This window comes from Mesorhizobium sp. ZC-5 (assembly GCF_025753855.1).
In the GTDB taxonomy this organism is placed as follows: Bacteria; Pseudomonadota; Alphaproteobacteria; order Rhizobiales; family Rhizobiaceae; genus Neomesorhizobium.
Genome location: NZ_JAOWPT010000056.1, coordinates 1 through 1,350 on the forward strand (window position 1 = coordinate 1; position 1,350 = coordinate 1,350).

Annotated in this window: 1 protein-coding gene and 1 pseudogene; both read right to left on the reverse strand. The window is 62.1% G+C overall.

What is annotated here, in order from left to right; all coding sequences use genetic code 11:
• Positions 1 to 548, reverse strand: a pseudogene (locus tag OHD58_RS30465) (HupE/UreJ family protein); the annotation flags it as partial.
• Positions 545 to 1,350: peptidylprolyl isomerase (locus OHD58_RS30470; RefSeq protein WP_263807306.1), on the reverse strand; the 806-nt coding region annotated here is incomplete at its 5' end. The pseudogene OHD58_RS30465 and the gene OHD58_RS30470, both read right to left, overlap by 4 nt.

Below are 1,350 nucleotides of genomic sequence, written 5' to 3' on the forward strand. Positions count from 1 at the left end.
TTCACCAGCATGCGCCAGTCCCGGACGATCAGCATCAGGGAGGCGACGAACAGCAGATGGTCGAAGCCGAAAAGGATATGCTCAATGCCGCTGACGATATAGGTCCGCGCCACGGTCCAGCTGCTCTGCGTGGCAGGGATCGTCGCGCCGGGCCTTCCCGGAGTAAGCTTTTCCAGCCAGACATAGCCGTCGAGAAATTCGATACGCACGAGCGCGTCGGTCATCGTGTTCTGCAGGCCGTCGATCGATACCGCCTGACCTTCCAGCGGCTCGGCGGCGCGTATCTGCCAGGTCTGCAGCATCGCGTTGCCAGTCGGGCGCGAGACGACTGGCGTGAGTTTGACCACATCGCCCGAAAATGCCGCAGACAAGGCGAGCCGCGCATCGCCCTGCATGGGAGTCTTGAGCAACACCCTGAACACGTCGGGTGTTTCTTCGCGAACATCGAGATAGGCAGGCCGAACCTCATGCGCGGCGGCATCCACGAGCGATGCCGCGACTGCGCAAAAGGCTGCCAAAAGACAAACGAGAAACCGGTGCCCGGTCATCGCATCGATCCATCCGCCGCCGGTTGTGGTTCGAGCTGCGCCTTCACACTGTCTTCGAACTCCACCCCGTATTTCTTGCGCAGCCGTGCAAGATACGCCTCGCGCATCTTCTGTTCGCTTTCGCGCCGCCACTCCGCGACCACCTTGTCACGCACGGTGTCGAACGCCGGCCTTCGGGCAGTCTGCCTCGCGCTGACAAACACTAGGTGCGTGCCATAGCCGGACTTCAACGGCCCGCTCCATTTGCCGGGCTCGACCGTCAGCAACGCATCGGCGAACGCGTCTCCGAACGCGTTGGCGACGGTCTGCCGGTCCGCCTGCGTCATCTCTGCTTCCAGCAGAAACCTGTCTCCGAGTTCCGCCACATCGGCGCTGGCATCAGCGCCCAGCCCAGCAAGGACGAGACCGGCGTCCTTGGCCGCATCCTTGCGGTTTTCCGGACTGAAATAGATATGGGAGAAAGAGACCCGAGGACTGTCCTCGAAACGCGCCGTATTCGCCTCGAAATACTGGCGCAGCTCTGCGTCTGTCGGCTCCGTCAACCGCGCCGTATCCTCAACGAGGAATTTCAGCTTCTGGGCCAGCCGGCGGCGGACGATCGTATCGTCTTCGCCAAGACCCATGGCCTGTGCCTCGCGGGCAAGAAGCTCCTCGGTGACGAGATCGGCGACCAGTCCTTGAAGTTCACTGGCATCGGGAGGCCTGAGCCACTGGCTGGAATAGGTTTCCCTCAACCATTGAACTTCGCCTTGGCCGATGCGAACCGGTTCGACGCCATCCAATGCGGGCCTGGTCCCGTTCA